This is a genomic window from Pseudoflavonifractor sp. An44, assembly GCF_002161675.1.
Taxonomy (GTDB): domain Bacteria; phylum Bacillota; class Clostridia; order Oscillospirales; family Oscillospiraceae; genus Enterenecus; species Enterenecus faecium.
Map to the genome: position 1 here is coordinate 17,028 of NZ_NFIH01000012.1, position 25,445 is coordinate 42,472.

At 58.7% G+C, this 25,445-nt stretch carries 21 protein-coding genes and 1 riboswitch; of the genes, 5 read left to right on the top strand and 16 right to left on the bottom strand.

Annotated elements, in window-relative coordinates:
* The first annotated feature begins 41 nt into the window (after window positions 1-41).
* From B5F98_RS07045 to B5F98_RS07060, 4 genes are all read left to right on the top strand, one after another.
* Window positions 42-491 carry a hypothetical protein gene (locus tag B5F98_RS07045; RefSeq protein ID WP_087370834.1) on the top strand — a complete coding sequence of 150 codons (450 nt, stop codon included), beginning with the start codon at window positions 42-44 and terminating at the stop codon, window positions 489-491.
* 15 nt (window positions 492-506) lie between these two features.
* The gene (locus tag B5F98_RS07050) at window positions 507-911 is read left to right on the top strand and encodes a hypothetical protein (RefSeq protein WP_087370836.1); all 405 of its coding nucleotides are present in this window, start codon (window positions 507-509) and stop codon (window positions 909-911) included.
* Window positions 912-1,096: 185 nt separating this feature from the next.
* Entirely contained in the window at window positions 1,097-1,600 is a 504-nt protein-coding gene (locus B5F98_RS07055) for a helix-turn-helix transcriptional regulator (RefSeq protein ID WP_087370839.1), read from the top strand.
* A gap of 4 nt (window positions 1,601-1,604) precedes the next feature.
* Window positions 1,605-1,847: a hypothetical protein gene (locus B5F98_RS07060; RefSeq protein WP_087370840.1), complete on the top strand. Its 243-nt coding sequence runs from the start codon at window positions 1,605-1,607 to the stop codon at window positions 1,845-1,847.
* Window positions 1,848-2,035: 188 nt separating this feature from the next.
* On the opposite strand, the gene B5F98_RS07065 is transcribed toward B5F98_RS07060, so the two are convergent.
* From B5F98_RS07065 to B5F98_RS07140, 16 genes are all read right to left on the bottom strand, one after another.
* Window positions 2,036-3,799, bottom strand: a complete 1,764-nt coding sequence (locus B5F98_RS07065) for a HAMP domain-containing sensor histidine kinase (RefSeq protein WP_143482756.1) — start codon at window positions 3,797-3,799, stop codon at window positions 2,036-2,038.
* A gap of 2 nt (window positions 3,800-3,801) precedes the next feature.
* Window positions 3,802-4,473: a response regulator transcription factor gene (locus tag B5F98_RS07070; RefSeq protein WP_087370846.1), complete on the bottom strand. Its 672-nt coding sequence runs from the start codon at window positions 4,471-4,473 to the stop codon at window positions 3,802-3,804.
* A 133-nt stretch (window positions 4,474-4,606) separates the two neighbouring features.
* Window positions 4,607-5,125 carry an energy coupling factor transporter S component ThiW gene (thiW, locus tag B5F98_RS07075; protein WP_087230401.1) on the bottom strand — a complete coding sequence of 173 codons (519 nt, stop codon included), beginning with the start codon at window positions 5,123-5,125 and terminating at the stop codon, window positions 4,607-4,609.
* Window positions 5,126-5,373: 248 nt separating this feature from the next.
* Window positions 5,374-5,481: riboswitch (TPP riboswitch) on the bottom strand.
* 48 nt (window positions 5,482-5,529) lie between these two features.
* Window positions 5,530-6,999, bottom strand: coding sequence for a M56 family metallopeptidase (locus B5F98_RS07080; protein ID WP_087370849.1), 1,470 nt, complete (start codon window positions 6,997-6,999; stop codon window positions 5,530-5,532).
* A gap of 2 nt (window positions 7,000-7,001) precedes the next feature.
* Window positions 7,002-7,376, bottom strand: a complete 375-nt coding sequence (locus B5F98_RS07085; RefSeq protein WP_087230395.1) for a BlaI/MecI/CopY family transcriptional regulator — start codon at window positions 7,374-7,376, stop codon at window positions 7,002-7,004.
* A gap of 455 nt (window positions 7,377-7,831) precedes the next feature.
* Complete coding sequence (locus tag B5F98_RS12725; RefSeq protein WP_143482757.1) at window positions 7,832-8,164, bottom strand: hypothetical protein; 333 nt, start codon at window positions 8,162-8,164, stop codon at window positions 7,832-7,834.
* 136 nt (window positions 8,165-8,300) lie between these two features.
* Entirely contained in the window at window positions 8,301-15,638 is a 7,338-nt protein-coding gene (locus B5F98_RS13460; protein ID WP_087370855.1) for a S8 family serine peptidase, read from the bottom strand.
* Complete coding sequence (locus B5F98_RS07100) at window positions 15,635-16,282, bottom strand: hypothetical protein (RefSeq protein ID WP_087370858.1); 648 nt, start codon at window positions 16,280-16,282, stop codon at window positions 15,635-15,637. Before B5F98_RS07100 ends, B5F98_RS13460 begins: the two co-directional genes overlap by 4 nt.
* A 147-nt stretch (window positions 16,283-16,429) precedes the next feature.
* The gene (locus tag B5F98_RS07105; protein WP_087370860.1) at window positions 16,430-17,002 is read right to left on the bottom strand and encodes a hypothetical protein; all 573 of its coding nucleotides are present in this window, start codon (window positions 17,000-17,002) and stop codon (window positions 16,430-16,432) included.
* Between the two features lie 342 nt (window positions 17,003-17,344).
* Window positions 17,345-17,929, bottom strand: coding sequence for a hypothetical protein (locus B5F98_RS07110; protein ID WP_087370862.1), 585 nt, complete (start codon window positions 17,927-17,929; stop codon window positions 17,345-17,347).
* Between the two features lie 105 nt (window positions 17,930-18,034).
* Complete coding sequence (locus tag B5F98_RS07115) at window positions 18,035-18,478, bottom strand: branched-chain amino acid transport system II carrier protein (RefSeq protein WP_087370865.1); 444 nt, start codon at window positions 18,476-18,478, stop codon at window positions 18,035-18,037.
* A gap of 152 nt (window positions 18,479-18,630) precedes the next feature.
* Window positions 18,631-19,605 (bottom strand): toll/interleukin-1 receptor domain-containing protein, encoded by a 975-nt coding sequence (locus B5F98_RS07120; protein WP_087370868.1) that lies wholly within the window; start codon window positions 19,603-19,605, stop codon window positions 18,631-18,633.
* A gap of 109 nt (window positions 19,606-19,714) precedes the next feature.
* Window positions 19,715-20,779, bottom strand: a complete 1,065-nt coding sequence (locus tag B5F98_RS07125; RefSeq protein ID WP_343219400.1) for a PDDEXK nuclease domain-containing protein — start codon at window positions 20,777-20,779, stop codon at window positions 19,715-19,717.
* On the bottom strand, window positions 20,769-21,650 hold the full coding sequence (locus tag B5F98_RS07130; protein WP_087370875.1) for a hypothetical protein: 882 nt from the start codon (window positions 21,648-21,650) through the stop codon (window positions 20,769-20,771). Before B5F98_RS07130 ends, B5F98_RS07125 begins: the two co-directional genes overlap by 11 nt.
* A 22-nt stretch (window positions 21,651-21,672) precedes the next feature.
* On the bottom strand, window positions 21,673-23,334 hold the full coding sequence (gene rlmD, locus B5F98_RS07135; protein ID WP_087370961.1) for a 23S rRNA (uracil(1939)-C(5))-methyltransferase RlmD: 1,662 nt from the start codon (window positions 23,332-23,334) through the stop codon (window positions 21,673-21,675).
* A 5-nt stretch (window positions 23,335-23,339) separates the two neighbouring features.
* On the bottom strand, window positions 23,340-23,933 hold the full coding sequence (locus tag B5F98_RS07140; protein WP_087370880.1) for an epoxyqueuosine reductase QueH: 594 nt from the start codon (window positions 23,931-23,933) through the stop codon (window positions 23,340-23,342).
* A gap of 250 nt (window positions 23,934-24,183) precedes the next feature.
* Between B5F98_RS07140 and B5F98_RS07145 the strand changes: the two genes are divergently transcribed.
* Window positions 24,184-25,416, top strand: a complete 1,233-nt coding sequence (locus B5F98_RS07145; RefSeq protein WP_087370883.1) for a hypothetical protein — start codon at window positions 24,184-24,186, stop codon at window positions 25,414-25,416.
* Window positions 25,417-25,445 lie beyond the last annotated feature (29 nt).

A 25,445-nucleotide genomic window follows, 5' to 3' on the forward strand; every position in this document is an offset into this window, starting at 1 on the left:
GAAACATTCCACCGTTGACAGGGGGGAGGCCAGCGGCTACAATGGAAGAAAATACCCTGTGGCCAGGGAGTTGGCGGGAGAACGACATGGAAGAATTACTCAGACTGTACCGGGAATATTTGGAGCAGGCGGCCCTGCCCCAGAACCAGAAGCGGCCGTTCCAGGGGGCCTATGGACTCATCGGCGGCCCTGCCCCCAACTCCTTTCACCAGCAGTTTGTCCAGCAGGTGGAGGCGGCCCTGGCCCAGGTGCCGGAGACCGAGCGGCGGGAGGCGGTGGAGTACATCTTCCACCAGCCCCTGGAGCACAAGCGCAACCCCACGGTGTACTGGATGTTTGTGGCGGTGCACGGGGTGGTGATGCCCTACCTCAAGGACCTGACGGCGGAGGAGGCCCGGGACCTACAGTGGTGGTATGAGCGCTCCTATCCCCGCCGGGAGCAGACCCCGGTGCAGCGGCGGCTGGTGGCGCTGCTGAAGAAGATGCGATAACGGCAGGTGACGGACATGGAAGAACTGGAACAGCTGTATGGAGCTTATCTGGACCTGGTGGCCCAACTGAACCGGGGGCGGAAGCTGTGGGACGGGGCCTTTGGCCTGGGGGGCGGTCCGGCGGACAACCCCTGCCATGAAAAGCTGGTGCGAGACGTGGAGGAGGCCTTGGCAGACTTGGACCCGGCCCGGCGGCCCCAGGCGGTGGAGTATATCCTCCGTCAGCCCTTGGAGCACAAGGACGACCCGGTGGTGTACTACACCCTGATGGCGGCCCAGGGGGCCACCATCCCCTACCTGTCCCAGCTGCCTGTGGACCAGGCCAAGGCGCTGCGGGGCTGGTTTGAGCACACCTTTCCCCGCCGGGAGCGGATGCCCTGCCAGGACAAGGTGCTGGCAGCACTGAAAAAAGTAAAGTGAGCAAACGGGCTGCGGAAACTTGGTCCGCAGCCCGTTTTTGCGCCGATGTTCGCCCAATCAACCGTTGGTTGAGGGGATAATCCCCATTTGGTTGAGCGGATTGGGGGCCACTCAACGGATGAGCCCTTCCGTTTTCCGGGGCCAGAGGGTAAGGTAAGGGTAGAAACGAAAAAGGAGAGATGGTTATGGAGACCACGTTGGGAAAGAGAATTGCCGCCCTGCGCCGGGACAAGGGGCTGAAACAGGACGAACTGGCGCAGCAGCTGGGGGTGACTCCTCAGGCGGTGAGCAAGTGGGAGAACGACCAGACCTGCCCGGATATCACCCTGCTGCCCCAGCTGGCAAAAATCCTGGGGGTGAGCGTGGATGAGCTGCTGTCCGGCAAGGCCGAGCCGGAAGTCCCTGCCGTGCGGGTGCTGCCCGCCGAGCAGCGCAAGGACTTGAAGGACATGGTGCTGCGCATTGTGGTGGACTCTGCCGAAGGGGACAAGGTGCGGGTGAATCTGCCCCTGGGCCTGGTGGAGGCGGCTTTGGATATGGGGATGGATGTGACCCAGTTTACCGGAACCGACGCATTGAAGGGCATTGACCTGGGCAAGATTCTGGATTTGGTGCGCTGCGGCTCGGTGGGCAACCTGGTGGAAGTGGAGTCCGCCCAGGGGGACACCGTGCGCATCTTCGTGGAGTGAGCCCATGCGCATCATCGTCAAAGACAAGGACTCTCATCTCAACATCCCCATTCCCACCCGGCTGGTGTTCAATGGCCTAACGGCGGGGCTGCTGTGCTGGGGGCTGGAGAAACACGGGACCCATATGACCCGGAAGCAGCTGATGGTGTTTGTCAAAGAGCTGCATCGGTTTCGACGCCGCCACCCCAGGTGGACCCTGGTGGAGGTGGAGGGCCATGAGGGCGAACAGGTGAAAATTGAGCTGTAAAAAGGAGGACTCCGGCCCACTGGCCGGAGTCCTCCTTTTAGTGCAGATAGAGTGGTTTTTATCAACGGGCGTAGGGGCCGGGCTTGCCCGGCCCGCTGGTTTTCTGGCATTGCCCTGGGGACTCGGGAGGGGCAAGCCCCTCCCCTACAACGGTCTGCCGACAGCCAGGCTGACGGCGGCAACACGTTTCACAACGTCACGGTGAAGACCACCCCGCCGGGGGTGGCGCTGGCCTGGCAGCTGCCCCCGTGGAGCTGCACAATGTGCCGCACAATGGCCAACCCCAGCCCGGTGCCCTCCCCGGGGGCGGCATCTTCCCGGCGGTAGAAGGGCTCAAAGAGCTGGTCCAGCTCCTCCTGGGGGATGGGCGGGCAGTCATTGGACACCCGCAGGGTGGTGTGGCGGTCCGTCTGGGCCACCTCCACCCCGATCTCACCCCCGGCGGGGGTATATTTAACGGCGTTGGTAAGCAGGTTCTCCACCACCTGGGCCATCCGGCCCCGGTCGGCCAGGACGGGGGCGGGGTCCTCCAGAGCGGTGGACAGCCGCAGCCCCTTGGCCTCCAGGGTGGGGGCCAGTTTTTCCAGGGTGGAGCGGGTGAGCTGGGACAGGGAGAAATTCTCCCGGCGCAGCTTCACCCGCCCCGCCTCCAGCCGGGACAGGTCCAGAAGCTCCAGCACCATGCCGTTCATCCGCTCCGCCTCGCTGCAAATGGTGGCCAGGTACTTCTCCCGCTTGTCCTCGGCGATGTGCTCTTGCAGCCCCTGGGCGTAGCTGTGAATCACCGCCAAGGGGGTTTTCAGCTCGTGGGCCATGTGGCTGGTGAAGGTGCGGCGGTGCTCCTCGGCGGCCTGGGCATAGGTGAGGGCCTGGTTGAGCCGCTGAATCTCGTCCTTTTGTTCCCGATACTCGGCCCCGTGGGCCTGGAACTGCTCTTGAAGTTTGTGGCCTTCTTCCCAGCGGCACACCTGGCTGGGGCGCAGCAGCAGCCACTTCTGCCGGGTATCCAGGGCCTGGGACAGCTGCTGGATGGGGGAGAGCAGCTCACGGACCAGCACCCGCCGAAGAACCCCAAGGAGCACCACGCACAGGACCAGGGTGAGCAGGTACACCCACCACAGGCGTTCCCAGACCAGGGACCACAGGTCCGCCCACACCCCGCACACCAGAATGCCCTGGTCCGTGGAGACTGCTGTGGCCACCAGCAGGTTGGGCCAGCTCCACAGCTGCACCGGGACCTCAGCGTTCAGCAGGTCGGGCCCCAGGGCCTCCACCAGCTGGGACAGGCTGTCATACCGGGTTCCCCGGTAGGTGAGGGGGGAGGTTTCCGGGGGGCAGCAGGCGTGATACCGGGTGGCGTAGAGGGTGACGGTCTGTGCCTGTGGGTGGATGGCTGTGGGATCGTCGTAGATTTGGACCCAGGTGGGGTTCTGAGACCTTGTGGACCAGAAGGAAATGGTGCGGGGGGTGAAGATGGCATCCTCCAAGACCCCCTCCAGGCGCAGGGGCTGGGGGTGTAAGTCGAAATAGCCTGTCTCCATGTCATTCCGTGCCCCCTCGGTGAGACAGGCCCGGTCCAGGATGGCCCGGGCATAGCGGCCCGAGGTCTCCACCTCCGCCTCATATTCCTCCTGGGTGAGATACTCCAGGGCGAGGAAGTCCTGCCAGCTGCCCCCCAGGGGGTTGCCCATGGCATCGAAGAGGCCGGAGGCCCCCAGGAAGTAGCGGGCGCTCCACCCCCACCCATCCACCTGGCCCCAGGGCAGGGAGGACTGGATGACCTGCTGCCGGGCCTGGTCACTGTACCGGATGGCCAGGGCGTTGCCCTCCCCCTGGGCCACGGCTGCGGTGAGCAGCCCCATACAGAGAAGCCAGGGCACCAGCACCACCAGGCACAGAAGCCCGGTGAGGGTGGGCCGGGCACGGGGACGGCGTTTTTTGGTGTCTGCCATGGTCATCCCTCCAATCGGTAGCCCGCCTTGATGACGGTGCGGATGTGCCCGGCCCAGGGGCCCAATTTCTCCCGCAGGCGGCGGATGTGGGTGTCCACCGCCCGGTTGTCCCCCTGGTAGTCGTAGCCCCAGCCGTGGCGCAGCAGCTGCTCCCGGCTCAAAACCTGGCCCCGGTGGGACATCAGGGTGTGGAGCAGGGCGTACTCCTTGGGAGTGAGGGGGATGTCCTGCCCCTCCAGGTACACCTTCTGGGCGGACAGGGACAGGGCCAGCCCGTCCAGCTCCATCCGGTCCCCAGCTCGCACACTGCCCCGGCTGCGGCGGATGAGGGCCATGGTCTTGGCGTACACCACCGATAGGTTGAAGGGCTTGGTGATGTAGTCGTCCGCCCCCAGCTCGTAGCCCAGCAGGGTGTCCTCCTCGTCGGACAGGGCGGTGAGGAAGAGGATGGGCACGTCCTGGGTGCGCCGCAGGGCCCGGCACACGCTGCGCCCGTCCAGCTTGGGCATCATAATGTCCAGCAAAACCGCGTCAAACTCCTCCTGTTGGGCCCATTCCAGGGCCTGCGCCCCGTTTTCCGCCTGGATGGGGCGGACGCCCTTGCTGGCAAAGTAGTCGCACAGGACCTCCCGCAGACGGGGGTCGTCCTCGGCGATCAAAATACGGGTCTCCATGCTCCCGCCTCCTTTCCCCCTCAGGATACCCGGGGGATGTGTATTCTCTGTGTCATTGTAGCAGAAAATGTTTCGCCCGGATACAAAAAAGGAGGGCCTGCCACAATCAGCGGCAAGCCCTCCAACTATGGAGTCAGGCGGAAATTTTATGCTGCATGCCCTTCAGGGCCCCGGCCTTGTCCAGGGAGAAGAGGATTACCCCGGACAGAATGGCGCCCCCGGCGGTGGACACCAGGAAGGGGATGATGTAGGCGTAAAAGGCCACCTGGGCGGCGTTGGCTCCCATAAAGAGGATGGCCATGGGGTAGGCGCACAGGCCGCCCAGAATGGCGGTGCCGAACACCTCCGCCACCAGGGTGGGCAGCAGACGGCGGGTCTTCCAGTACACCACCCCGCACAGCAGCGCTCCGCACATGCTGCCCGGGAAGGCCAGCAGGGTGCCCAGGCTCAGCAGGTTGCGCAGCAGAGAGGCGGCAAAGGCCACGCCCACCCCGTACCAGGGGCCCAGAAGCACGGCGCAGAGGATGTTGACCATGTGCTGCACCGGGGCGCATTTGCTGCCGAAGACGGGGAAGGAGAAGATGCTGCCCACCACGGCCACCGCGCACAGGATGCCCGCCAGGGTCAGCTTGAGAACTTTGGTATTTTTCATCTTGGTTACACCTCGTAACAGTTCCGGGAGAAACGGCATGAGACAGCGACGCCCTCCGTAAGAACGTAAAATGGTCGGTCGAGACTTACTGGTCTCCTCTCACGCCGGAACACGGCTTCCCATCGCTGTCATACAGGCCCAGGGCGCTCCCCCTCAGCCCGCCACGGACTCACCGTGGATGCCAATTTCCCCCCTTTTGTTGAGGTATACAAAACCAGGAGACACCTGTGGGGATGTCTCCTGGTCACAATAAGTTCCATATGACTCCCTACGGCGGCATGATCCGCATCAGGTTCAAGGGTCGAAGCGATACGGCTTCCTCTCAGCTTGCCTCACAAGCTCCCCTGTGTTTTGATTGCATCTTTGATAATACACCAAATATCTCCAAAATGCAATGGTTTTTTTCAAGTCCATGAGTGCGGGGAGGCCTCCATCAGGCTCAGGAGGTAGTCCCAGTCTACCTCCTGAGAAATATGGTAGTAGGTAGGGTAGCTATCATGGCCCAGCTCGGTCACCTCCATGACCTGGTGGGAGATGACGATGAGTTTGGAGTTGTCCGGGCCTTCCAGAAAGAAGGAGCAGTCCGTCTCTGGCAGGGTGTAGCTCCCCATCAGCCGGGACAGGGACAGCCCGGACAGGTAGTCGTGGAAGGCCTGGGGGTCGGTGAGGGTATATGGGGTGTTTTCCGCCTGGGCATGGGGCGGGCTCAGGTGGACGCCGTCCACCTGGTACTGGGCGGTGTCCCCGGCGGAGTAGAGCACCTGAGCGGCCGGGGCGGTATCATAGGACAGGGTGACGCTGCCACAGGTGATGGCCGCCAGGAAGAAGAGTACCCCCACCACAACGGCCCCGCTGGAGCGGGCGGCGGGGGAGAGCACCTGCTCCAGGCGGCGGCGCAGGGTGGCGGCGGAGGCGGACAGGCAGGTGGTGAAGCCCCGGGCATCCCCGGCGGTGTTCAGCAGCAGGGCGGCGTACTCCTTGCGCTGGGACTGGTGGGCGAAGAGGAGCACGGTCTCGTCACAGCTCAGCTCCAGGTCCTGGGCGCAGCGTTTCATGGCCACCCACATCAGGGGGTTAAACCAGCAGATGGCGGTGCAGAACAGGAGAAAAAACTTGCTCCAGCTGTCCTGACGGGCCAGGTGGATGACCTCGTGGCGAATGACCCAGTACAGCTCCTCCCGGGTGTAGGAGCGGGTGGGCAGCACCACCCGGGTGCAGCGGGGCAGAAGGCCGATGGACAGGGGGGTCTTCACCTCCGGGGAGAGGACCAGCTGATATTTGGGGTTGCGGAAGCCCGCCTCCTTCAGGGCCTCCTCCCAGATGTACCGGGTCAGGGGGTCAGTGGCGGGGACGGCGGGGGCCAGGATGCGGCGGCGGAAGCGCAGGTGCTGGACGATGTGAAAGGCCAGCACCCCCACCAGGCCCACCAGCCATACCCACAACAGCAGGGTCCACCCGTGTCCCGGCAGGAGGATGATGAGCCAGGGCCGGGGCGGGGTAAAGGTGGAGTAGGTGGTGAGGTAGAGCACGTTGGGGATGACCCACAGCATGGCGCAGGTCCGGGCGCTGATGCGGCCTCGGAGGTGGGGCATCAGGGCCAGGAGCACCAGATAATACAGGCTGACGTGGAGAAACAACCCACCATAGGAGGAAAAGGTAATGTCCGCTGCCCGGGCAAAGCCGATGAAAGGGGTGAGAAGCACTGGGCATAGCGTGACCATCACCAGCAGCAGCATAGCGGGGTAGTAGGGCAGGTAAGAGGGGTGGTTGCCCAGGTCGGGGATGCCGTCATTGCCCATCAGGGCATCGTAGCGAGAGTAGGCGGTTCCTGCCATGAGCAGGGACAGGACCAGGAAAATGAGGATGCGCAACATACTCAGTCACCTTCTTTCAGAAGCTCCCGAAGCTCTTCCAGTTCCTCCTTACTCAGTCCGCTGTCACACAACGCCGAGGCAAAGGTGGACAGGCTGCCCCCACACAGCTTCTGGATGAAGCTGCGGCTCTGGGCGGCCAGATAGTCCTCCCGGGTGACCAGGGGGGCGTAGAGGCTCTTACGGCCCTCTTTGTCCACTCGGACAAAGCCCTTTTCACTCAGCCGGGACAGCAGGGTCAGAAGGGTGGTGGTGGCCATGGGGTGGGTCTGGGCCAAACGCTCTTCCAGTTGGGCACGGGGGACGGGGGTGTCGCTGGCCCACAGGGCCTGCATCACCTCCAGCTCCGTGTCGGGTAAGCGGCGGATGGTGTGGCTCATAATATCCCTCCTTCTACACTTGTAGTATCTAACTGTATTCTACAACTGTAGAATGAAATTGTCAAGGAAAACGCTGCCCGCTGGGGGTCCATTTTGAGTGGCCAAAATGGACGAAAAGCCACTTAGGGCGTTCCCCCCTAAGGACCTCCCTTTGGGTACGAGGCTGGACCTGCGTCAAGCTGGTGTTCGGCCCGTTACCCTTGCTGTGACGCCTAGTTCTGCCACTACACCAGGCCACACGGGGCAGCTGGCCCGATCGCCAGGTGGTTTCCACAGCCGGGCCTACCCTGGCCAAGCGGCGTTCCCGCCGCCGAAAGTTTCTGCCGCACTATCCTGTTGCGCTGTGGTAGGGGCCGTGGCTTGCCCGGCCCGTGGCTACCCTGGCATTGCCCTGGGAAATTCGGGAGGGGCAAGCCCCTCCCCTACGCCCATCAATCCAAGAAATGCGGCAATTTTCAAGGTCTTTTTGTGTCCAGCCCTTCCAGAACTGCATTGACACGCCCCCCCAGTACCGCGGGGTGGATTCCACAAGGCGGGGGAAGGCCCCGCCTTTGGCGATTCTTTCCCCGATTTCTCATCGGGGAGAAATCGGGCATAAGCGGAGCGTCCCCGGCGGCCGCGGCGGCCAGGGCCAGATACAGGCCCAGCTGGGCCTGGTCTCCGGTCTCAGGGGGCGTCACCGGCTCCTTGGTGGGCTTGGCCTCCGGGACAGCGGTGGGCTGGGTCTCGGGGGCGTCGGTGGGAGCGGCAGTGGGGGCCGGGGGAAGATTTTGGGGAATTTCTATCACTTTAACATGGAAAAGAAAAATCCTGGGATTCCCGTATTGTGGAAGAATGAGACGGAGAAAGGGAGCGCTGGAGGTTTTTCTCACAAAAAAGACATGGCCCGGACGGAACATCCGTCCGGGCCATAGTTGAGGTGAATTACTTCACTTCGGCGGTGGGAGCGGGGGAGGGGGCTGCGCCCTCCACCAGCAGCAGGTCCACCACGTCCTTGGTCCAAGCGCCGTCGCCCAGGTGGGTGATGGTGCCGGACAGGGGATCGACCATGTACAGGGTCTGCTCACCGGTGCCGTAGTAGGTGTCCACGGTCATGATAAACAAGCGCTGATAGGTCTGGCTGTACACCATGGAGAAGGTGTCCGCATCGGCGCTCATGGACTGCTGGGCCCAGAGCACGCTGGTGACGGTGGTGCCGTCCAGGGTGGACAGGTAGATGTAGTCCATGAAGGCTTCGTACACGTAGAAGGTGTCAGCACTGTTGAAGGCGATGCTCACGGGCGTGTCGATGTCCCGGGACACGGGGTAGGCCTGGCCCAGGGTGGCATCTTCGGTGCTCAGCTCCTGGACGGTGTAGGTGGTCTCCATGGTCTCTGCATTCACAGAGGTGGTGAGCACATACAGGGTGTCGTTGTAGCTGTTGTAGGCCAGATCCAGGATGTCGGCATCCTGGGTGTCCACGGTGCCCAGGGTCTCAGACCAGCTCAGGTCCAGGGCCAGCTTGTACAGGGTATTGTTCTCATCCAGAGCGTACACATAGCCGTCGTCGGAGTTGTACACCGCCTGGGCGATGGTGAAGCCCAGAGTGTCGGACACGGCCTCCTCCAGGGTCTCGGAGGGGTCCAGCAGCTTGGTGGTCTCCCAACCGGACTGGTTGAAGGCGTACATCTGGACGGTGTCGTCCACCACGGACACGGAGCAGGTGACGGACAGGTCACCGGCGGAGACGGTGATCTGAGCCACGCCCAGGCCTACGGCGGTGATGTTGCCCTCACGGTCCACGGTGGCCACAGCCTCGTTGTCGGAGGTGAAGGTGACCTCGCTCACACCCTCCAGCTGGCTGACGCTCACAGGCAGCACCAGAGCGGAGAGCTGGGCGGTCTCACCCTTGTTCAGCAGCAGGGAGGTGGGATTGACCACCAGACTGTCGGCCTTCACGGTGTCGGGCACCTGGGGCTCGTTGTCCGTGGGGAAGTACAGGCCGGAGAGCATGCATCCGGTGTCGCCCACCTTCACCACAGAGGCGTCGGTGGTGTCCACCACATACACAGCGGTATCCCGGTTCTGGATGCCAGCCCACGGGTCAGAGTACACGTTGGAGTAGGCCCAGTACAGGCAGTCGGTGTCGAAGTCGAAGGCCAGGGACTGGTAGCCGCAGGGGTCCACACCGGTGTCACCGATGACGGTGATCTCGCCGGTGCGCTTGTCCATGGTGCACAGGTTGCCGTCAAAGTCCACGGCGTAGAGGGTGCCGTTCTCGTCGGCAGCCAGGCCTACCACGTAGCGGTCCAGAGCGGCCACAGCATACAGCTGGCCGGTGGTGGTGTCCATGGTGTACAGGGTGGAGTTGCCGGTGGAGTTCTTGGCGTTGCCCACCACGTACAAAGCGCCGTCGGTGTAGTCGAAGGTCATGTCACACAGGTTGGTGAAGTAGTCGTATCCGGTGACATCCATCTCCATCTTGCCGGTCTCGGCGTCGATGACGAAGAAGTGCATGCCGTCGGTCTGGTAGTCCTCTGCCTGGGGGTTCTCGCCGTAGGCGTACACCTTGCCGTTGTAGTAGGTGGCGGCGTACACGTCGTAGTCAGAGGCATACAGGGCGTCAGCGGCGCCGGGGTTGTGCAGGTCATAGTCCATCTCGCTCAGCCAGAAGCCCATGGCCATGGTGGCCAGGTCCTGGAGCACGAAGCCGCGCATCTCGCCGGAGCTGACCAGCACGTTGATGGTCACCTCTACGGTGAACTCACCCAGGGTGCCGGTGGCGGTGGTGGTGCCTTGCTTCAGGCCGGTGACCATGCCGTTTTCAATGGTGGCCACGGTCTCATCGGCCACGGTCCACTGGACGTTCCGGTTGGTGGCGTTGGAGGGCTCCACCTTCACGGGCATGGCGTTGGAGGCACCTTCCAGGATGTTGATGCTGTCACTGGTGGTGGTGACGCTGGTCACAGGCACCTCGGGGGTCTCGGGGGCGTTCTCAGGCACAATGTGCAGGCCCACGATCTGGCTGCCCGCGTCCACAGCGCCCAGGTCCAGGGCGGCGGCGGTGTTCAGGTCGATGTACATCAGGTCGAACTGGGTGGCGGTCATAGCGGACCAGTACAGCTCGCCAGTGTCATGGTCAAAGGCCATGGACTGGTTGTAAGCGGCGGGGTAGCAGCCGGTCAGGCCCAGGTTCTCGGTGGTCTGGGTGTCCACGTCATAGGTGCACAGGAAGCCGTAGCCCTGGGTGACGAAGTACACCAGGCCGTCGTTGTCCACGGCGAAGGCGCAGGCGGGCTCGTTGTAGGAGTCCACCAGGGTGCCCACCTTGGTGACCTGGCCGTCCATGGTGTCCACGGTCACCAGGTCGGTGGCGCCGGAGTTGGCGTCCTGAGCCAGGCCGTACAGGTAGCCGGTGGAGTAGTCATAGGACAGGTCCTTCATGGAGTAAGAGGTGGTCTTGGAGGCAACCTTCTGGTAGCTGTAGTCGGTGGGGTCCACGGTGTAGAAGTTGCCCTGCTCGTCGTAGGCGTAGAGGGTGCCGCCGACGTACTCGGCGCACATGTAGTCCAGAGCCTGGGTCTCGTTGAGGGTCTGGTAGTCAGCGGGGTTGCTGGCGTTGAAGGTGGTCCACTGGGAGGTCAGACCGTCGTCGCCTATGCTGGCGATGACAAAGCCGTTGATCTGGCTGTCGGGGGCCACCACGTTGATGGTAGCGGTGCCGGTGACACCGGTGAGGGTGTCGGTGACGGTGATGGTGGCAGTGCCCACGCCGGTGGCGGTGACAGTGCCCTCATTGACCACGGCCACATTGGCATCGCTGGTGGACCAGGTCAGCTGGGTGTCGCAGTACCAGGGGTCGGGGGTGACAGCCAGGGTGGCGGAGTTGCCCTCCAGCAAAGCCACCTCATTGGGGGACACCTTCAGGGCCTGGAGGTCGGTGTCGGGCCACTCCAGCTGGTTGGTGTCCAAAAACAGCAGGCCAACCACCTCGGCGTTGCCGGCCATGGCGCCGCAGTTGTCCATGGTCCAGGTGCCGGACTCATCCTGGCTCAGAGCGTACAGCTGGCCATAGGAGCCGAAGTTGGGCATGTTGTACTGGGCCCAGTAGATGGTGCCGTCCTTCCAGGTCATGGACTGACCGTAGTAGGAGCCGGGCATGTCGCTGCCCTCGCCGCCCATGAGGGTCTCGCCCCACACGCCGGAGGCGGTGTCAATGGTGCGCAGCTCGGCGGGCTGGCTGCCGTAGCTGGGGCCATAGATGCCGTACAGGGTGCCCTGGTCGTCACAGGTGATGGCGGTGGCAGAGGCCAGGTTGTTGTCGGCGTTGACGTACTCCAGCTGGCCGGAAATCATGTCGATGGTCACCAGCTGGGGACGGGTGTCGCTGGTCAGGCCGTACAGGGTCTGGGTGGCGGGGTCAAAGGCCAGATCCCGGATGCCCACGCTCAGATCGGTGATCTCGGTGCGCTCATCCCAGTAGCCGGGCTGGATGACCACCAGCTTGTTGTTGGCGTCCACGGCCAGGATGTAGCCGCCCACCTGCTCAGCGGCGGTGAGGGCGTAGTCCATGTAGTACTCGCTGGAGCAGGCGGTGGCGGTCACGGTCTCGCCGCTCAGGTCCATGCCAATCCAGCCGTACAGGGAGTCGTCGCTGATTTCGTTGTCCGCCACCCGGTAGCCATACAGCAGGGTGTCGTCCAGGGCAATGTCGTTGCCGGGCACCTTGATGGAGTAGTAGGACTCGTTCAAGGCGTAGTCGCCCAGCACCAGGGTGAAGTGGTCGCCCATGCCGGTGACATCGTAGGTCTGCTTCCACACCCGGTTGCCGTTTTCGTCCACGGTGGCCTGGGCGTCATCGGCGGCGTACTGGGCGTAGATGTTGGTCACGTTGCTGTTGCAGAAGTTGATGCCGGCCACAGACAGGTTGTCGGAGAAGGTCAGGGTCAGCAGGCTCTTGCCGTCCTCCTGGGTCAGCTCGGTGCCCAGCAGTTCAGGGGCGGTGGTGTCCACGGTGAAGCTCACGGACTTCTCCTCCACGGGGGAGTTGGGGTAGTCCAGGGTGGCGGAGATGGTGAGGGTCACGTTGGTGTTGTTGGGCAGGGTGTTGCCCTGAGCGTCGGTGAGCTTATAGGGAGTGCCGTACCAGGAATAGACATAGGGCACGCACATGTCGTAGCCGGCCACGTAGTTGCTCTTCTGCACGTGGTCAACCGTCTGGCTGAAATACTCCTCACCGGTGTTGGTGTCGGTGTAGGTGAAGGTGAGGGTGGCGGCGTTGCGCAGCAGAGAGACGTACATGTCGTCCAGATAGTCCCCGTTGCCATCCCCGTTGGGAGACAGGGAGACGTGGCTGAGATCAAAGGTCTCCTCCACATAGGGGTTCAGGCCGGGCACCCAGCCGGAGGTCTGGCCGCCGATGTTGGTCCACAGCGCGCTGATGTACTGGCTGTAGTCCATAATGCTGTCGTCGCCCCAGTAGAAGCCGTGGGTGTCGGGGCTGTCGTTGTCGCCGTCAAAGATGGGGGCGTCGGTCCAGTCGCCGTAGAAGCCCAGGTAGGGCAGGGACAGGTCGGTGCCATTGGCATTGAGAGCCGTGAGGAAGGTGAAGCCCTCCACATAGCCGCCGTTGGGGTAGTTGTCGGCGAAGTAGGTGCGGTCGGAGTCGGCCAGGGTCACGTTGACGTTGACGGTCTCGGTGGCGCCGGGGGCCACGGCCATCACCTGGGCGGCCAGGTCGGTGTCGGAGTCCAGACCCACCAGGGCGTTGAGGTAGGACTGCACATCGGCGTCGTTTACCACGTCATCGCCGTTGGTGTTGTAACGGAACTCCACGTCGGTCCAGTTCTCGTCCATGGCGGCACCCGCCACAGCGGAGCGGTAGATCCAGTAGGCGTCGTGGGAGTCGCACACGCCGCTGTCGGTGACGTCAAACTTGGGGGCCATGGCGGAGGTGGACTCGCCGGTGGAGGCGGCCAGAGCCATGGGGGAGTGGGACATGAACAGATGGCCCTGATCGGCGTAGTCGGAGTTCACACCCTCGGTCTGGGCCACGGTGTTCAGGTCATAGAACAGGGTGGCGTCCCCGAAGTTGGTGACGTTGAAGGAGTAGTTGTAGCTGCCGGTCTGGTCGGGATCGTCGTACAGCTCCACCTTGGGCACGTCGCAGCCGTCCACGGTGAGGTAGGCCTGGGTGGTCACAGCGCCGTAGGCGTCTGCCAGACCAGAGCCCTGGCTGCGGGGAGAGTAGTACAGGCCCTCCTGATTCTGGTACACCAGGGGCTTGGAGGTGCTCATGAGCAGGGCACGCACCAGGGAGTTGGTGTCAGCCCCGTCGGCCTTGCCCAGGCCGTCCTCAGACATCACATACTCCTTGACCAGAGCGGAGATACCGGACAGGTTGGGGGCGGCCATGGAGGTGCCGCTCATCAGGCCGTAGGTGCCGTCGTCCATGGTGGAGTAGATGTTGCCGCCGGGGGTGGTGATGTCAGGCTCCAGGGTCAGGGAGGGGGTGACGCCCCAGGAGGAGAAGTCGCTCATCTGGTAGGCGGTGTCGCTGGCGATGAGGGTCTGGTCCGCGCCCACGGTGAGGGTCAGGTCGGGGTTCTCCTCCAGAGCGGAGAGGATGTAGGCGCCGTCTGCCATGGTGATGGAGGCACAGGGCATGGTGACGGGGCTGTCCGTCATGTCCATGATGATGGTGCCGCTCTCATTGTTGTACACCAGGCAGGCCACAGCCCCAGCGTCCTGGGCGTTCTGGCACTTCTCGGTGAAGGCGATGACGCCGCGCTGCACCAGAGCGATCTTGCCGGACACGTCCACGGAGGCGAAGTCCTCCACGGTGCCGGTGCCGGGCACAACCACCACCTCATAGGGGGTGTCGGCCAGGGTGTTCAGGGGGGCGTTGACGCCGCTGCCACCGTTCTGATAGGCGATCTTGTAGTTGTCGCCCACGGTGATGTAGTCGGACATGTAGTAGGCGTTCTCCACGCTGGCCACAGACATGGCGTTGGCGTAGGCACCGGGAGTACCCAGCACGCCGTTGTCCGGGTTGGAGGTGAGGTTGGCGTTGGTGCCCCAGGCGTTGCCCTGGCCCATGGTGTCGGAGTTACCGGCGGAGATGCACAGCACAGTGCCGGTCTCGGCCACCCGGTCAAACACCTCATCCACCCAGTCCACGTCGGTGGTGAAGCCTGAGTCAGAGCCCAAGCTCATGTTGATCACATCGGCGCCCAGCATCATGGCGTCTTCCATGCCGGCCACCCAGTCCTCGGTGTAGGCGCCGCCGTTGGCGCCGAACACCTTCATCACCATCAGCTGGGCGTTGGGGGCCACACCCACCACTTCGGACTCGTCCACCTTGTTGGCGGCGGCGATGCCGGCCACGTGGGTGCCGTGGTCGCCCTCGGTGTCGTTGTCATGGGTGATGTCCAGGCTGTTGTCCACGTAGTTGAAGCCGTAGGCAACCTTGGTGTTGTAGTACAGATCGGCGCTGGTCAGGCCACTGTAGCGCTCATAGGCGTTGAGGCTGGTGAGCACGCCGTCAATGTCGGCCTGGGTCAGGCTGGTGTCGGTGAGCACTTCGTCGGGGAGAGCGGCGAAGTTCTGGTGATCGGTGTCCAGTCCGGTGTCGATGATGGCAATTTTCATGCCCTCACCCTTGTAACCCTGGGCCCAGGTGTCCTCACGGCCAATCATCTGGCCGTCGGAGATGGTCCGGGGATAGACAATGTTGGAAGAAGTGGTCTCGTCGGTGGAGCAGGGCTCGTACACGGTCTGCATGACCACCTGGTCCACGCCGTCCACGGACTCAATGTCGGACAGCTTGCCATAGGGCACGGTGGCAGCCACGCCGTTGACCAGCCAGCTGTACTGGTAGGACACGGTGAGGTCGTCCCCGTCCAGAGCGGTCTCCTCGATGTCGGCGATGACCTTATCCTGGGCGGCCTTGATCTCTTCCATCTGGGCTGCGGTGTCGTTGGAGTACACAGCGGCGCTGTTGGCGGAGACCACGGAGTCGCCGTCCATGACAATGATGACCCGCACATCCTCGTCAGGAGCGATGGCGTCGTCCAGATTGTCCTGGGTCACGGCGTCGTCCCGGGTCAGGTCCAGGTCGTAGTCGGAGCCGTCCAGCTGCTCCACTTCCACACCGTTGGTCTGGGAGGTGGAAGTCTCGTTGGAGTCCGCGCTGGCGGCAAAGGCGAAGGGGGCATTGCCCACGGTGACAGAAAGGGCCAGGCTCCCGGAGAGAACCAGGGCCAACAAACGGTTCAGTTTCATTTTGCAGCCCTCCTCTTAGCGTAGATGCCGAAGCCGGCCAGGACGGCCACACACACGGCAACCAGGGCCACATACAGGGTCAGGTTGGCGGTGTCGCCGGTCTCGGGGCGCTCGGTGTTGTCCCCGTCGTCACCGCCCTCGGGGGTGTTGGTGGGGTTGGCGCTGGGGGCGGGCTCGGTGGGCTCCTGGCCCACGGCCACGGCCTCACCCTGGGCGTCGTTGGCGGTGCCGGAGACAGTCAGGTCGTCCGCGGCCACGTCGGTGCCCTGGAAGTTCACCTGGAACAGGGCGGTGAGGTCCTCCTGGGCCTGATAAGTATCCGGGGCCACCCAAGAGATCTTGAGCACGCCCTGGTCAGCCTGGGTGTCATTGACGGCGTACATGGCCACGTACTGGGAGTACTGGTCGTTGTCGCCCTCAAAGTCACAGCCCACATAGGTCAGCTTGTCTGCGTCGAAGGTCACGTCGATGACGCCGTCGGTGACCACAGCGTTGGTCTCGATCACGGCGACGACTTCGCCGGAAGTCTCGTCCACATCGGCCCACAGCGCGTCGCCGCTGGCGGCAGAGGCCTGGCCCGCCAACACAGCGCAGCTCAAGGCGGCCGTCAGCATCAGGCTGAGTGCTTTGTTGATGCGTTTCATTGGTATCCTCCTTATGTATATTTTTGTATCAAAAGGTCTGCACGAAACCGGGCCAGGGCGTCTATCCTCTCTCTTCTCCCTGAGGGTATATGCCCAGGCTCTGTCTGGCGTTCCTTGGTACAAACAAAATAGAACTCCCGCCGATGGTCAGTACTTCACCGCATCGGAGGACAGGGCGGGGTTGGACACCGTCCAGGTGCCCTCAATCCCAGCGTCCACCTCGGCCCACAGCAGCCAGGTGGCCATGTCGGCGGTGCCCGCCTGATCGTCCCCGGGGGCGCTGTGGTAGAGCACCACCTGGTTTCCGGTGTCAGTTTGGCGGATGGAGTCGATTTCCACGTCCACGGAGCCGGAGGACACCGACTCGGTGACCACCACCAAGGCGTGGTCCTGGAAGTAGTCCTCGTCGTATTCCTTCAGCTCCTCATAGGCGGGCAGCTGATCCACGGAGGTGATGTAGTGCACCGAGCTCTCATTGCCATTGTAGGTGATGCGCAGCTTGCCCCGGGCCTCCTCGTCCACGGCGTCGCCGGGTATGGGGGCGAAGTCGTTGCCGCCAATGACGTTGCCCACCCCAGGGGTGCTGGTGGGCTGGCTGGAGGTGTTGGCGGAATCGGACGCCGCCGTGCCGGGGGATGGGGTCTGGCTGGGCTGGGAACAGCCGGAGAGCAGCAGGCAGAGCACACACCCTGCGCTGAGTAGAGATTTCAAAGGAACCATGACAGCCTCCTGTAAAAATATGCATATGTATTCATTCAACCGATGTTTAATCTATCACTGGGGCCTACCCCTGTCAATCGTGTTCTGACAATTCATGGCCGATTCTTACAATTTTGTCCATTGTGCGCATAAAGTGTGGAGGATAACCAAAGAAAAAGGTCCATCGGAAACTTTCCGATGGACCTTGCAAGATAAAAATTTAGCATTTTATCACTTTATCAAAAAGAAGAAGGGCGATATGCCAAGATATGGGGGGAAGTGGGTATTTGGGCAAAAATACTAGGGGGGTGGGGACAGTCTGTATAAAACAAGGAATAGCAGACAAGTGCCCCATCGGCAGTTTCACATTTTTGTTGCCTCATACTGTTGCTTTCGCCACTCACCTTCCAGCAAGTCTCGAATTTCGTTAAAAATTTCCACTTGGTATGTATGGATAATGGAACATCGCAGAAGGTGAATTTTTTCCCGTGCTTGGGTGACCACTGGTTGACGTTCTATATCGCTTTCTGTGAAATGTTGGGCCAGTAATTCTCTGTATTGTTGCTTTATGAGGTTGTTCTGCTTCACAATTTCAAAGGCCTTGTTTCGAAGAATATACATGTTATCATTTATTTCTTGATCTTGTTGGAATAACAGCAAGGCGATTGCAAAGTGATATCGTGTCAATTCATTATAAATTCCCTCTAAATCGGCCTCGTTCCCGTTGCATATGCGTTCAATTTGAGTGAAATATAAGGAAGCATTTTCTCGCAAGGAATTGGACCACTTATCGCGGCTGGCGGTGATTGTGGTTAAATATCCAGATCTCTGAGCCGCTTTGTTGGAATATCGCATGGATATAATAGAAACGATGACAGCCGCAATGGAGGCCAAAAAAGTGAGGCCGATTCCAACCGAAGAGAAAATATTAAATACTTCATTGGACATGTTCCATCACCTGAGTTCAAAAGATTATTTGGGGAAAAGATTAACTCCTCCGATTCATGGGCCAGAACGGCAGCAGTCCCACACATACCCCAATCAGAGCCGGAACTACCCAGCCCAGCCCCAGGGTGTACAGGGGCAGAAATTCTTTCGCCCACTGGGTGAACATGAAGGAAATCCCGGCGGTGTCCAGGGCGTGGATAAAGGAGGCGAAAAACGCCATGACCATGCCGCCAAGGAGGCGCTTCCCGTGCGGGACATGGCAAACAGGGGGCCAATGAGTAAGTAAATGCCCACGGAGAGACACAGGGCGAATTTCTTGCTCACCAGGGACCCCAGGTCACTCATGGAGGAGCCCACCAGCACCACGGCAATCATGCCCAAAATGGCGATGCCAGCGTCGGTGGTGACAAATCCGGCCAGAGCGGGGGCGAAGTTGGACCCGGCTAGCTGGCCCATGGCCGGGGGGAAGATCATGTTTCCCGCCCCGAAGAAGATGGCAAACAGGGTCAGGGAGACGGAGAGGAGTTGTTTGAGGTTGAGGTTTTTCATAGTGAGTTCCTTTTGCAGTTTTTAAAATGGACAGAGAAGGGGGCGTTGTTTGTGTATGACGGATTTAATATGGAAGGGACGGCCACAGTAAATGGTGTTTGATATAGAACGGGATTTGCTGGTAACTGCTTTGCTGTCCGACTACTGTAGAATTATTCTATGGTTAGGTTTTTAACCTCAAAATGTCCGATAAGAGAAGATTTTCGGCGAACTAAGAATTTAATTTCTTTCAAAGCTACCCACTCCGACACATCGGCGGGGAACTCTGAGAGTCGAAACTGGTAGTGCGTCCAAAGCTCTGATGTGGGGAAGGAAATACGAGAATCGCGGTTTCTGAGTCGGCACTCAACCTCAAGAGTTTTGATAGAAGCAGAAGCTTTCAAATCGAAACTCAAGATGGCACCCGCTTGCCATTGGCGAGTCAAATTCCGTTCTCCGGTATAAATTACAGCAGAACAAATCTCGGCTTCCGTCAAATGAAAGTCAATGTATGCACAGAGTGTGCTTGTATGTGTATCAAATGTGACTTTACTGCCTTCGTGTGTATACTGTCCAATGCAAAAGCCTTCGTGATTTCTCATATTAATTGGATTAGTGACAGGCACATGAGATTGAATGGCTGAGATAAACTCATCCCGTCGTCTCTCCCAGAGTTGGAGCGGTTTCAGTGAGAAGATGTCCTCGAGTTCGGTATGAAAGTGATTTAAATCTGCTTTTAGATTTTTTAGCGTATGCTCGGATTGGCAATCCAGCGAAATCCCACGTTTGCGGGGATTGATGGCACCTTTTATTTGGGAGAAGGTGAATCCAGGGAGCAAAAAGAAAAAATAATCCGTCTGCTTTATCCAAACGGCCCCCATTTCGTTTAGACATGCAGGACTTTTGTAGTAATTATCGGATAGCATAAAAATGGGGATTACTCCCTTGGAGTCCAAGGTGTTTCGCAAATAATCGTAAATTTCCACCTTCAGAGGAACGCCAAGTTCAGAAATGGAACTGCATAGAATGGATTTTTCAGATATACCCATGTCAAGAAGTAAATCAACAAATTTTTCCACAATGGAAATGTCTTTCTCTGCGTGGCTGATAAACAGCATCTTTTTGTTCTTATTGCGTGCTTGGGACATACTTGGGTTCCTCCATTTCTTTGAAAAGTTTGGGGTAGAAGCTGCGCGGTTTTGAATGGAAAATGGGTGGAGTCAATGCAAGGAATTCACAATTTCTAGGATATTAAGATTATAATGCTTTAGTATCACCGCTATTCTCTTCCCCCGTTTTGCCAGCTTCCAACGCTTGATATTCCTGATTTAATTCTCGTAGCAATTCTTCCTCACTTGGTAAATACAATTTGTATTTTGAGGCAAAAATCTGTGTTTCATTTTCTGGCAACGTATATTTGACCACAGATTCGCTTTTGTCCGCACATAACACAATACCGATCGGTGGATTATCTCCCTCATTCATAAGCTCTCGTTCATAATAATGAACATACATCTGCATCTGTCCTAAATCCTGATGTGTTAAGTCTCCAACTTTTAAATCAATCAAGACAAAACATTTTAAGATATAATTATAAAATACAAGGTCAATTCTAAAATGACGTCCATCAAACGTTATTCTTTTCTGTCTTGCGACAAATGAAAAACCTCTGCCAAGTTCCAAAAGGAATTTCTGCAAATGTGTAATTAACGCTTGTTCTAAATCACTTTCATAAAAATCATCATTAGGTGTCAGCCCAAGAAATTCCAACACATACGGGTCACGAATAACATCTTCCGGTTTCTTCGCAGGCTCTAATGTCTGTATTTCCTCTGCAACTTGCTCTTTATTTTTACTGGATAATAATCTTTCATAGAAAAATGAATTTATCTGACGTTCAAGTTGTCTGGTACTCCATTGGGATTTTACAGCTTCCTGCATATAAAATTCTCGTGCGTTTTCATTCTCCACTCGCATCAAAAGCCGATAATGCGTCCAACTCAATTCGCTACGCAGTGCGTAGCCATTTGGAAATGTTAAATAAAACTGTCGCATATTTTTCAAATTGGCAACGGTAAATCCTTTCCCAAAATCTTGAGTCATTTGCTTTGACAATTCTTTCAATAAGCCTGTCCCATACTCAGCTTTTTCATTGCCGCCTTGTTCTTCAATGATTGATTTTCCTATATTCCAGTAGGCTTCAACCATTGCAAAATTGGCCGTTTGATAGACTTTATTTCTCGCTGTGGTTAAAATATTTTTGATTCCTTCATAGAAATTTTGATTCATAAAAAGCTCCCCATTTTTTATATCAATCATCATAATAAATTGCAACCGGATGCACAATATACATCTCATCTATATTTTCAAAGAATAATTTCGTCAATGTATTCATAGAATTTCCTATACCTGAGAAAGTTGAAATCGGGGAATTAGCCTGAGCCATGACTTTATTCGTAATATATCCTACAACAGTTATTTTTCCACCGTACTTAAAAGCTGCTGTTGATATATTATCTCTCATATATTTTTCATCTAAAACCACAGCATAATTCGAAATACACAGTATTCTCGGATATGGAATAATGGCAGCCAACATTTCAACCATCTTTTTTAATGAATCCCAATTTTCATGATTTTTATCAAGAGCTTCTTGTACCGTTTCATTTACTTTACCTTGTACAATTTTACTTCGGCGCTGTTCTCTTGCAAATTCTTCTGTTTGTTTTTCTGCCTCTTTTCTTGTATTCATATCTTGAATCTGTGTAAGCATATCAACAAATCCATCTTTTACAAACAGTTTTTGATAAAACGCAATATCAAAAATATAAAATTCGTCTTTTACAATAAGGAAATCACCAACATCTGCCCCCTTTAACAAATTATGCTCATGTAAATAATTCATAAATTGGTCAAACGCATTATCATGCATTATCTTTGTCTGCACATCTCGAACCATTTCGTCATCAGCAACTGTTTTCAAATGTTGATACGTTGCTTGAGCATTTGCATCTACTCCCTTTCCAAATAGTTTAAGAGCTATTTTCCCAGCAAGGCTAGTCGTAACAGAATTTTGCTTATTCACTTTTTTCTGATGCTGCGTTTCTGAATCTTCACTTTGAATCAAGCCATCAAATATTTGTGCCAGATAAGAATTCAATGTATCAGTATCCAGATAAATAAACCTTCTCATCAGCTTCTCCTTCCAATTTATATTACGAAATATTCTCAAAATGCCTCAATGCATCCTTTATCGCTTCCACCTTCTCTACTGTCGGATGTTTTCTCGGCTGTTTCAATTCTTCTACCGCATTAGGGGCATCATACATTGGCAAGCCCAAACTTCTTTTTACCTCTGCTATATAAGCAGTATGTACCTTGAAGCCATATTTAGCTTCTATGTATTCCTTTATCATTTTGTAGGTAACTCGCTCTTTCGGCTTGTACGCCTCAGCTCTTTTAGCGATATTATCAAGCGGCACTTTGCCCTCTCCCTCGCCAAACTCCACTTTTACACTGATTGTGCTGTCAGGTTTTTTGTGGGAAAGCAGTACTACCGTCTCCACATGTGCCGTTCTCGGGAACAAGTCCACAGCCTCCGCCCGCTGGGCCACATAGCCCAGGGCGGCAAATCGCTTCAAATCCCGGCCCAGGGTGGCGGGGTCACAGGATACATACACCACCCGGGGGGGCGCCATGCGGGCGATGGTGTCCACCACGTCGGGGGCCAACCCCTTCCGGGGCGGGTCCACCACAATGACGTCGGGGGTGATGCCCTCCTGCTCCAGCTGGAGCGCCAGCTGGGAGGCGTCGCCGCACAGGAAACGGGTCTTGTCCGCCAATCCGTTGCGGCGTGCGTTCTCCTTGGCGTCCTCAATAGCCTGGGGCACCACTTCCACCCCGATGACGTTTGCGGCGTGTTCCGCCATGGTCAGGGAGATGGTGCCGATGCCACAGTACAGGTCCACCACCGTCTCGTTGCCCGTGAGGCCCGCAAACTCCACGGCCCGGCTGTATAACACCTGGGTCTGGGGCTGGTTGATCTGGAAGAAGGAGGGGACGGACAGCCGGAAGGTGTGGCCGCACAGGGTCTCCTCCAGCCAGTCCTGGCCCCACAGCGTGTGGTACTCCGTGCCCAAAATCACGTTGGTTTTCCGGGTGTTTGCCGACAAAACTACCCCCACCAGAGCAGGCACGGCAGCTCTCAAGGCCTCCACCAGCTCTTGAGCGTGGGGCAGTTTTTTCCCGTTGATAATGAGGCAGCACAGCACTTCCCCGGCCTGATTGGTGCGCAGATACAGGTGGCGCACCAGCCCCTTTCCCGTCTTTTCCTGGTAGGGAGGAATGTGGTACTGATTCATCCAGCCTGCCACCACCTGGCGGCACAAGCTGTCCACCTGGGGCTGGAGGTGACAGTGGGGAATGTCAATGACCTGGTGGGTGCGGGAGCGGTAGTAGCCGATGCCGTCCCCGCTCACCGGAAATTGTACCTTATTGCGGTAGCCCTGGGTGTTTTCTGCCCCGTATATGGCGGACACAGGCAGGTCCAGACCGCCCAGGCGGTGGAGGGCGTCCTCCACCCGCTGGCGCTTGGCGCAGAGCTCTTCCTCATAGGTCATGTGGCGGAACTGACAGCCCCCGCACTGGCGGTAGTGGGGACAGTCCGGCTCGATGCGGGCGGGGGATGGGGTGCGCAGGGTGGCGATGTGGGCCCAGGCGGCGTTGTGGCCCACGTGCTCGATGCACACGTCCGCCTCTTCGCCCCGGACCGCTCCGTGGACAAAGACCACCATGCCGTCAATGCGGGCCACGCCGGTGCCGTCGCTGGCATAGCTTTCAATATGGGCGGGGTAAATCTTCTCTTCTTGCAGTGCCATGGCGGTCATCTCCCTTCTGCGGCGGCCTGGGCCGCCTGCTGCTTGTGCAGCTTGTGGAGCTGCTTTTTCCGGCGGTTGGAGAAGCGGTCCTCCTCGCTGTAAATGCAGCCGCAGTATTTTTGCATATACAGGCCCAACGCCCGGGCCTGCTCCTGTCCGTCCTTAAACCGGGGGCGGAAGTCATAGGGAAGAAAATCCACCCCGTATTTTTTGCCCACTTTTTCCCCAATCTCGCACATCAGCTCCCGGTTTTGATAGGGAGAGATGAGCAGGGTGGAGGTGAAGGCGGAAAAGCCCCGCTCAGCCGCGGTTTTGGCGGTCTCCTCAAAGCGGCGGGCGTAGCACCAGGAGCACCGGGCGTCGGAATTGGCGGCCACGGCGGCGGTGAACTCCCGCAGGCCGTAGTCGTCCAGCTCCACCAGGGGCAAATCAATGTCTTGGGCGTACTGGCGCAGGGTGTCCCGGCGGGCCTTGTACTCCAGGAAGGGGTGAATGTTGGGGTTGTACCAGAATCCGGTGGGGGCGTGGCCCTCCTCCCGGAGTTGCTGAATGCAGGCCACCGAACAGGGGGCACAGCAGATGTGAAGAAAAATATTCATAGACGCTCCTTTAAGCCCATGGCAGTGGGATGAATGGGCCTTTTTGACGTGTTTTCTGTCATTATACCATGTCCCTTCTCACCCCGCAACAAAGAGGACGGGGCAGAAGGGCAGGGCTTCCCAGAAACATACATTTACTTTTGCATGCAAAAGTGTTAGGATAGAGTTACCCGAAATTTGTGGAAGAAACACGAGTGCGGACAACCAGGCCCGCCGACGGGAAGCGGAGCCCAACAGAGGAGGAGATAACATGCGGTTTTGTGAGTATTGCGGCGCACCCCTGGAGGATGGGAAGCTGTGCACCTGCCCCCAGGCCCAGCAACAGCAGCAGGAGCCACCCACGACCCAGTCGGAGAGCGCTCCGGTGGAGCAGACCCCGCCCCAGCAGCCCGCCACCCCGCCGGAAGAGCAGGGGGACAGCTACGGACAGCCCCAGGGCGACCAGACAACCCCCGAAGAGCAGCAGCCGGAGCCCACGGTCCAGCCGTCGGAACCCAGCGGCCAACCGCCGGAGTACAACTACCAGCAGCCGGGAGCTGACACCCAGCAGAATAGCTATGGGTATCAACAGCAGCCCTCTGGGTACGGCTATCAACAGCCCGGACCGCAGCAGCAGTCCAGTTATGGATATCAGCAGCAGCCCGGCGGATATGGCTACCAGCCCCAGGGCGGGCAGGGCCAGCCGGGGAGCCAGAACGCCCAGCAGTTCGCCCAGATGGGCCGACAGGTGCGGGACACCACGGTCCACGCAGCCAAGAGCCTGAAACCCTTCTTTGCCCAGTATTGGGCTTCCCCCGTCCAGGCCATCCGCACCGCTGTGGCAGAGAAGAACCTCACCGTGGCGGTGACTCTCTCGGTGATTCGAGTGGTGGTGGTCATCGCCCTGCTGTGGAATGTGGTGGGCCAAGTGGCTGGCAGCATCCGCAGCACAATCGGGCCTTTGAGCAGTCTGGGTAATCTGATGGGCAGCAGCTCCGTTATGACGGTGCGGGGCAACCCCCTGGGCAGCATCCTGTTTGGCCTCATCATTGCAGTGGTGGGCATGGCCCTGTTTACTCTGGTGCTCTTGGCTCTCACCCGCATCTTTAAAAGTGGCGGCAGCATTCTGGACATGTACATCGCCAACAGCGCCAACGGCGGCGTGACCACTGTGGTGCTGTTTCTGGCCTTTGTGTGCGCCTTCTTCTCTATGAATGTGGCCGTGGGCCTGGTGGTTCTGGCCTGCTTCACAGCGGTGGTGTGCGGTAGCTTGTCTGCCCAAGCGGTGTGCGGTGACCAGAGCAGCGGAATGTTCTGGCTGTGCTACCTGGGCGGTATGCTGGTGATCCTGGCGGTGAGCTGGTGGATTGTTCCCCCCTGTGTGATTCAGACGGTGGGCGGCATCACCCTGACCCTGGATGGCAGTAGTATCACCATCCGGGAGTTCCTGGAGAGATTCCTGTCCAACGGGCTGGCTGGCCTGTTCTCTCAGTTGTTCTACTAATAATAAAATGGGGACGTTGCCGAGGCAAC

Excerpts from the sequence above, each read along its gene's own strand:
- B5F98_RS07045 (WP_087370834.1), top strand. The coding sequence starts at position 42 with ATGGAAGAAAATACCCTGTGGCCAGGGAGTTGGCGGGAGAACGACATG.
- B5F98_RS07050 (WP_087370836.1), top strand. The coding sequence starts at position 507 with ATGGAAGAACTGGAACAGCTGTATGGAGCTTATCTGGACCTGGTGGCC.
- B5F98_RS07055 (WP_087370839.1), top strand. The coding sequence starts at position 1,097 with ATGGAGACCACGTTGGGAAAGAGAATTGCCGCCCTGCGCCGGGACAAG.
- B5F98_RS07060 (WP_087370840.1), top strand. The coding sequence starts at position 1,605 with ATGCGCATCATCGTCAAAGACAAGGACTCTCATCTCAACATCCCCATT.
- B5F98_RS07065 (WP_143482756.1), bottom strand. The coding sequence starts at position 3,799 with ATGGCAGACACCAAAAAACGCCGTCCCCGTGCCCGGCCCACCCTCACC.
- B5F98_RS07070 (WP_087370846.1), bottom strand. The coding sequence starts at position 4,473 with ATGGAGACCCGTATTTTGATCGCCGAGGACGACCCCCGTCTGCGGGAG.
- thiW (WP_087230401.1), bottom strand. The coding sequence starts at position 5,125 with ATGAAAAATACCAAAGTTCTCAAGCTGACCCTGGCGGGCATCCTGTGC.
- B5F98_RS07080 (WP_087370849.1), bottom strand. The coding sequence starts at position 6,999 with ATGTTGCGCATCCTCATTTTCCTGGTCCTGTCCCTGCTCATGGCAGGA.
- B5F98_RS07085 (WP_087230395.1), bottom strand. The coding sequence starts at position 7,376 with ATGAGCCACACCATCCGCCGCTTACCCGACACGGAGCTGGAGGTGATG.
- B5F98_RS13460 (WP_087370855.1), bottom strand. The coding sequence starts at position 15,638 with ATGAAACTGAACCGTTTGTTGGCCCTGGTTCTCTCCGGGAGCCTGGCC.
- B5F98_RS07100 (WP_087370858.1), bottom strand. The coding sequence starts at position 16,282 with ATGAAACGCATCAACAAAGCACTCAGCCTGATGCTGACGGCCGCCTTG.
- B5F98_RS07105 (WP_087370860.1), bottom strand. The coding sequence starts at position 17,002 with ATGGTTCCTTTGAAATCTCTACTCAGCGCAGGGTGTGTGCTCTGCCTG.
- B5F98_RS07110 (WP_087370862.1), bottom strand. The coding sequence starts at position 17,929 with ATGTCCAATGAAGTATTTAATATTTTCTCTTCGGTTGGAATCGGCCTC.
- B5F98_RS07115 (WP_087370865.1), bottom strand. The coding sequence starts at position 18,478 with ATGAAAAACCTCAACCTCAAACAACTCCTCTCCGTCTCCCTGACCCTG.
- B5F98_RS07120 (WP_087370868.1), bottom strand. The coding sequence starts at position 19,605 with ATGTCCCAAGCACGCAATAAGAACAAAAAGATGCTGTTTATCAGCCAC.
- B5F98_RS07125 (WP_343219400.1), bottom strand. The coding sequence starts at position 20,779 with ATGATGATTGATATAAAAAATGGGGAGCTTTTTATGAATCAAAATTTC.
- B5F98_RS07130 (WP_087370875.1), bottom strand. The coding sequence starts at position 21,650 with ATGAGAAGGTTTATTTATCTGGATACTGATACATTGAATTCTTATCTG.
- rlmD (WP_087370961.1), bottom strand. The coding sequence starts at position 23,334 with ATGGCACTGCAAGAAGAGAAGATTTACCCCGCCCATATTGAAAGCTAT.
- B5F98_RS07140 (WP_087370880.1), bottom strand. The coding sequence starts at position 23,933 with ATGAATATTTTTCTTCACATCTGCTGTGCCCCCTGTTCGGTGGCCTGC.
- B5F98_RS07145 (WP_087370883.1), top strand. The coding sequence starts at position 24,184 with ATGCGGTTTTGTGAGTATTGCGGCGCACCCCTGGAGGATGGGAAGCTG.